This is a genomic window from Cellulomonas septica (assembly GCF_012396155.1).
Lineage (GTDB): Bacteria > Actinomycetota > Actinomycetes > Actinomycetales > Cellulomonadaceae > Cellulomonas > Cellulomonas septica.
The window spans coordinates 1-5,750 of sequence record NZ_JAAXOY010000179.1 but is presented as its reverse complement, the minus strand read 5'-3'; the positions used below and the strand labels follow the sequence as shown (position 1 = coordinate 5,750).

The 5,750-nt window shown below is 72.5% G+C and carries 7 protein-coding genes and 1 pseudogene; 7 read left to right on the top strand and 1 reads right to left on the bottom strand.

Going from position 1 to position 5,750, the window contains the following annotated elements; translation table 11 throughout:
• Positions 1-20 precede the first annotated feature (20 nt).
• Positions 21-377, bottom strand: a complete 357-nt coding sequence (locus tag HGA02_RS08745; RefSeq protein ID WP_246247589.1) for a hypothetical protein — start codon at positions 375-377, stop codon at positions 21-23.
• Between the two features lie 127 nt (positions 378-504).
• Here HGA02_RS08745 and tsf point away from each other — a divergent pair, with 127 nt between their 5' ends.
• The 7 genes and pseudogenes from tsf to HGA02_RS08710 form a co-directional block, all read left to right on the top strand.
• Positions 505-1,350: a translation elongation factor Ts gene (tsf, locus tag HGA02_RS08740; protein ID WP_124343702.1), complete on the top strand. Its 846-nt coding sequence runs from the start codon at positions 505-507 to the stop codon at positions 1,348-1,350.
• Between the two features lie 141 nt (positions 1,351-1,491).
• A complete protein-coding gene (gene pyrH, locus HGA02_RS08735; protein ID WP_124343701.1) occupies positions 1,492-2,247 on the top strand; it encodes a UMP kinase in 756 nt (251 codons plus the stop codon).
• 54 nt (positions 2,248-2,301) lie between these two features.
• Entirely contained in the window at positions 2,302-2,859 is a 558-nt protein-coding gene (frr, locus tag HGA02_RS08730) for a ribosome recycling factor (RefSeq protein WP_124343700.1), read from the top strand.
• Positions 2,859-3,707 carry a phosphatidate cytidylyltransferase gene (locus HGA02_RS08725; protein ID WP_168678686.1) on the top strand — a complete coding sequence of 283 codons (849 nt, stop codon included), beginning with the start codon at positions 2,859-2,861 and terminating at the stop codon, positions 3,705-3,707. The genes frr and HGA02_RS08725 overlap by 1 nt, the downstream gene beginning before the upstream one ends.
• A gap of 85 nt (positions 3,708-3,792) precedes the next feature.
• Positions 3,793-4,917: a dual-specificity RNA methyltransferase RlmN gene (gene rlmN / locus HGA02_RS08720; RefSeq protein WP_124343698.1), complete on the top strand. Its 1,125-nt coding sequence runs from the start codon at positions 3,793-3,795 to the stop codon at positions 4,915-4,917.
• The gene (locus HGA02_RS08715; protein ID WP_162351659.1) at positions 4,918-5,472 is read left to right on the top strand and encodes a DivIVA domain-containing protein; all 555 of its coding nucleotides are present in this window, start codon (positions 4,918-4,920) and stop codon (positions 5,470-5,472) included.
• 90 nt (positions 5,473-5,562) lie between these two features.
• Positions 5,563-5,750, top strand: a pseudogene (locus HGA02_RS08710) (1-deoxy-D-xylulose-5-phosphate reductoisomerase); the annotation flags it as partial.

The window sequence follows — 5,750 nt, the reverse complement described above, 5'->3', positions numbered from 1 at the left end:
GGGCTCCCGGCGCCGCGCGGTCACTCGCCGGGGAGGCGGAGCCGCGCGCCGAGCGCGACCGCGGCGATCACGGCGCCTGCGGCGGCGAGCACGACGTCCTTGAGGACGTACTGCGCGACGATCGTCGGGCCGCCGGCGGGGAACAGCTCGTCGAAGAACAGCACGAGCGGCGACATGATGCCGACGAGCGCGCCCGCGAGCAGGACGAGCCCGGTCCGCAGGAAGCGCCCGGTGACGAGCGTGAGGCCGATGACGGTCTCGAGGACGGCGGTCAGCAGCAGCGCCGCGGTCGGCCCGACGAGCCCGAGCGTGAGCTCGCCGATCGTGCGCTGCGCGAGGTCGGCGGCCGGGCTGACGCCGGGGAAGAACTTGAGCACGCCGAAGCCGAGGGCGACGAGGCCAGCCCGGCCGCCGCCGGCGACGAGGCCGCCCCGGCCGAGGGCGACGCCGCGTCCAACTGACGCGCGTCCTCCTGCACACCCCTTCGACCAGAACGGAACACTGATGGCGAACTACTCGCTCGCTGACATCAAGGCGCTGCGCGAGAAGACCGGCGCGGGCATGCTCGACGTCAAGAAGGCGCTCGAGGAGGCCGAGGGCGACTCGGACAAGGCGCTCGAGATCATCCGCGTGAAGGGCCTCAAGGGCGTCGGCAAGCGCGAGGGCCGCTCGGCCTCCGACGGTCTCGTCGCGGCGCACGTCGGCCCGACGGCCGACGGCGAGGGCCAGACGGGCGTGCTCGTCGAGGTCAACTCGGAGACGGACTTCGTGGCGAAGAGCCCGAACTTCGTCGCGCTGGCCGACCGCGTCCTCGCGGCGGCGGTCGACTCGGCCGCCCGCGACGCGGACGCGCTGCTCGCGACCGAGGTCGACGGCTCGAGCGTGCAGTCGATCGTCGACGAGACGGCCGCCACCCTCGGTGAGCGCGTCGTCGTGCGCCGTCTGGCCCGCGTGGCCGGCGAGCACGTCGAGGTCTACCTGCACAAGGTCAACAAGGACCTGCCCCCGCAGGTCGGCGTCCTCGTCGCCACGGACGCGGCCGGTGCCTCGGTCGCCCGTGACGTCGCGACCCACATCGCCGCCTTCTCGCCGTCGTACCTGACGCGCGACGAGGTCCCGGCGGAGACGGTCGAGAACGAGCGTCGCATCGCCGAGGAGACCGCTCGCACCGAGGGCAAGCCCGAGGCCGCGCTGCCGAAGATCGTCGAGGGCCGCCTCAACGGCTTCTTCAAGGAGAACGTGCTGCTCGACCAGGCGTTCGCGAAGGACCCGAAGAAGTCGGTCGGCCAGGTCCTCACCGAGGCCGGCGGCACGCTCACCGGCTTCGTGCGCTACCGCGTGGGAGCCTGACCCCATGTGATCGACGGTGGCCCCGGCCCGCAAGGGTCGGGGCCACCGTCGCACGGGGCGCCCCACGACCTGCCGCCGAGACGGCCCGCGGTCGCCGCGCCTGCCCGACACCCGGACGACCAGCACCCACCCCGACCGTCGATGGAGGCCGCAGTGACCCAGGACCCGAGCACGACCGGCGAGCCCGCGCCCGCCCGGCGCGTCCTGCTCAAGCTCTCCGGCGAGACGTTCGGCGGCGGTGACGTCGGCCTCGCGGCGGACGTCGTGCAGCGGGTCGCCGCGGAGATCGCGGTCGCGGTGCGCTCCGGCGTGCAGGTCGCGATCGTGGTCGGGGGCGGCAACTTCTTCCGCGGCGCCGAGCTGTCGCAGCGCGGCATCGACCGCGCCCGCGCGGACTACATGGGCATGCTCGGCACGGTGATGAACTGCCTGGCGCTGCAGGACTTCCTGGAGCAGGCCGGCGTCAGCACGCGCGTGCAGACGGCGATCGCGATGGGCCAGGTCGCGGAGCCGTACATCCCGCTGCGGGCGATCCGGCACCTGGAGAAGGGCCGCGTCGTGATCTTCGGCGCGGGCGCGGGGATGCCGTACTTCTCGACCGACACCGTGAGCGTGCAGCGCGCCCTGGAGACGCACTGCCAGGAGGTGCTCATGGGCAAGAACGGCGTCGACGGCGTGTACACGGCGGACCCCCGCAAGGACCCGTCGGCCGTCAAGCTCGACCACCTGACCTACACCGACGCGCTCGTCGGCGACCTGGGCGTCATGGACGCCACGGCGCTGAGCCTGTGCCGCGACAACGACGTGGTCATGCGCGTCTTCGGGCTCGAGGAGCGGGGCAACGTCACCCGGGCCCTGCAGGGTGAGAAGATCGGCACGCTGGTCACGGCGAGCTGACGCACCGAGCCCGCACGCCCGACCCCCAGACGACAGCAGCACGAAGGAGCAGCGGTGATCGACGAGACCCTCCTCGAGGCCGAGGAGAAGATGGACAAGGCGGTCGAGGTCGCCAAGGACGACTTCGCGACGATCCGCACCGGCCGGGCCAACGCGGCGATGTTCTCGAAGGTGTTCGTCGACTACTACGGCAGCCCGACACCGCTGCAGCAGCTCGCGTCGTTCAACGTGACCGAGGCGCGCACGATCCTGGTCTCGCCGTTCGACAAGTCGTCGACGACGGCGATCGAGAAGGCGCTGCGCGACTCCGACCTGGGCGTGAACCCGACGAACGACGGCAACGTCATCCGCGTCGTGCTGCCGGCCCTCACCGAGGAGCGTCGCCGCGACTTCGTCAAGCTCGCGAAGTCGAAGGCGGAGGACGCCCGCGTGTCGGTGCGCTCCGTCCGGCGCAAGGCCAAGGAGGAGCTCGACCGCATCGTCAAGGACGGCGAGGCGGGCGAGGACGAGGTCGTGCGGGCGGAGAAGGAGCTCGAGGCGCTCACGAAGAAGCACGTCGAGACCATCGACCACCTGCTCGCCTCCAAGGAGAGCGAGCTCCTCGAGGTCTGATGACGGAGCACAGCACCATCGCCGCGCCGAAGACCCTCCGGCCGGGCCGCGACCTCCCGGTCGCGGTCGTGGTCGGCGTGACCCTGCTCGTCGGCGTCGTCGCGTCGCTGTTCATCCGCAAGGAGATCTTCGGCGTCGTCGCGATCGTGGCGATCTGCGCGGCGCTGTGGGAGCTGGCGCAGGCGTTCGCGCGCCGCAACATCCACCTGCCGCTGCTCCCGCTGCTCGTCGGCGCGGTCGGCACGCTCGTGTCGGCGTACCTCGCCGGACCGGAGGCGCTGTTCGTCGCGTTCATGCTGACGGTCGGCGGCGTCGTCGTCTGGCGCGTGCTCGACGGCAGCGGCGAGGCGGCGCTGCGCGACGCGAGCGCCGGAGCGTTCGCGGCCGCGTACCTGCCGTTCCTGGCGGGGTTCGCGATGCTGCTGCTCGCGGAGCCCGACGGGCCCTGGCGCGTGATGCTGTTCATCCTGCTCGTGGTCGCGAGCGACACGGGCGGGTACGCGGTCGGGGTGCTCCTGGGGCGGCACCCGCTCGCACCGTCGGTCAGCCCGAACAAGACGTGGGAAGGCCTGCTGGGCTCGGTCGTCCTGGCGAGCGTCGTCGGCGTCGTCGGGGTGCAGGCCGCGTTCGGCGGCGAGCCGCTCGTCGGCGTCGTCATGGGCCTCGCGACCGTCGTGACGGCGACGCTGGGCGACCTCGCAGAGTCGATGCTCAAGCGCGACCTCGAGCTCAAGGACATGGGCCGGCTCATCCCGGGCCACGGCGGGATCCTCGACCGGCTCGACTCGTTGCTCCTCACCGCACCCGCCGCCTACGTCATCCTCGCGGTGCTGCAGCCCGCGGGCTGACACGCACGCCACGCGCCCGCGGCTCCCGGCCGCCCGCGCCACCGCACGACCTCGTCCCACCGACACCCAGAAGGGGGTGCCCCGCATGACCGGTACACCCGTGCGCCTCGACCTGTCCTCGCCGACCCGTGGACCGCGGGGCAAGCCGCCGAAGCACTTCGTCGACCTCACGCCCGAGCAGCGGGTCGAGGCCGTGGCCGAGCTCGGCGAGAAGCCGTTCCGCGCCAAGCAGCTCGCGACGCACTACTTCACGCACCTGACGAACGACCCGGCGCAGATGACGGACCTGCCCAAGGCGACGCGCGACAAGCTCGTCGAGGGCCTGTTCCCGACGCTGCTCACGGCGCACCGCACGCTGACCGCGGACCAGGGCACGACCGTCAAGACGCTGTGGCACCTGTTCGACGGTGCCAAGGTCGAGTCGGTGCTCATGCGGTACGCGAACCGCACCACGCTGTGCATCTCGAGCCAGGCGGGCTGCGGGCTCGCGTGCGCGTTCTGCGCGACGGGTCAGCTGGGGCTCACGCGCAACCTGTCGACGGCGGAGATCGTCGAGCAGGTGAGGGCCGCGGCGCGGTCGCTGGCCGACGGCGAGGTGCCGGGCGGTCCGACGCGCCTCACGAACGTCGTGTTCATGGGGATGGGCGAGCCGCTCGCCAACTACAAGGCCGTCATGGAGACCGTGCGGCGCCTGGTCGCGCCCACCCCCGACGGCCTCGGCATGTCGGCCCGCAACGTCACGGTCTCGACCGTCGGCATGGTGCCCGCGATGGACCGGCTCGCGAACGAGGGCATCCCCGTGACGCTCGCGCTGTCGCTGCACGCCCCCGACGACGAGCTGCGCAGCGAGCTCGTGCCGGTCAACACGCGGTGGAGCGTCGACGAGGCGATCGACTCGGCGCACCGCTACTTCGAGAAGACCGGCCGCCGCGTGTCGATCGAGTACGCCCTGATCCGGGACGTGAACGACCACGCGTGGCGCGCGGACCTGCTCGGCGAGAAGCTCGCGGCGCGCGGCAAGGGGTGGGTGCACTGCAACCCGATCCCGCTCAACCCGGTGCCGAACTCGCGGTGGACGGCGAGCGATCCCGAGGTGGAGCGCGAGTTCGTGGCACGCTTGCGAGCGCACGGCATCCCGACCACCATCCGGGACACGCGCGGCAGCGAGATCGACGGGGCGTGCGGACAGCTCGCCGCGGAGGAGGACTGAGTGAGCGACGGCATGTTCCGGACCGTCTCCGGCCTGAAGCAGGGATACGACCCGGACGAGGTCGACGACTTCTTCACGCACGCGCGCCAGGTGTACGAGGCGGGCCCGTCGTCGGGCCTGTCGAGCAAGGACGTGCGCGGCGTCGCGTTCGACATGGTCCGTGGCGGCTACGTGACGGCGGCGGTCGACGCGGCGCTCGACCGGCTCGAGCAGGCGTTCGTCGCGCGGCAGCGTGCGGAGTTCGTCCAGCGCAACGGCCAGGACGCGTGGATGGCGAAGCTGAGCGAGCAGGCGAGGACGCTGTACGGGCGTCTGTCGCGGCCCGACGGCGACCGGTTCGCCCCGCCGGAGGGCCGTCAGCAGGGCTACGAGCCCGCGGACGTCGACGCGCTGTGCCACCGGCTCGTCGCGTACTTCGACAAGGGCACGCCGCTGTCGGCGGCCGAGGTCCGGGCGGCGACCTTCCGCAGCCGTCGGGGCCGCAACGCCTACGCCGAGCAGTCGGTGGACGCGTTCCTGGCGCGTGCGGTCGAGGTGCTGCTCGGCGTGGAGTGACGCGCGCGACGGCTGACGTCGTCCGGCGGTGCTGTCGCCGCACGGGTGGGGACGTCACCGCGCGGTCCGCGCGTCCGGGAGGATGGGCGGGTGAGTGAGCGCAGCGTCGTCATCCTCGGCTCGACGGGGTCCATCGGCACCCAGGCGATCGACGTGGTCCGCCGCAACCCCGACGGGTTCCGCGTCGTCGGGCTGAGCGCGGGCGGGCGGGACGTCGCGACGGTCGCCCAGCAGGCACGGGACCTGGGCGTCGAGACGGTCGCCGTGGCCGACCCGGC

Bases quoted from the DNA above. Each gene is read 5' to 3' on its own strand.
- tsf (WP_124343702.1), top strand. From the start codon at position 505: ATGGCGAACTACTCGCTCGCTGACATCAAGGCGCTGCGCGAGAAGACC.
- pyrH (WP_124343701.1), top strand. From the start codon at position 1,492: ATGGAGGCCGCAGTGACCCAGGACCCGAGCACGACCGGCGAGCCCGCG.
- HGA02_RS08725 (WP_168678686.1), top strand. From the start codon at position 2,859: ATGACGGAGCACAGCACCATCGCCGCGCCGAAGACCCTCCGGCCGGGC.
- rlmN (WP_124343698.1), top strand. From the start codon at position 3,793: ATGACCGGTACACCCGTGCGCCTCGACCTGTCCTCGCCGACCCGTGGA.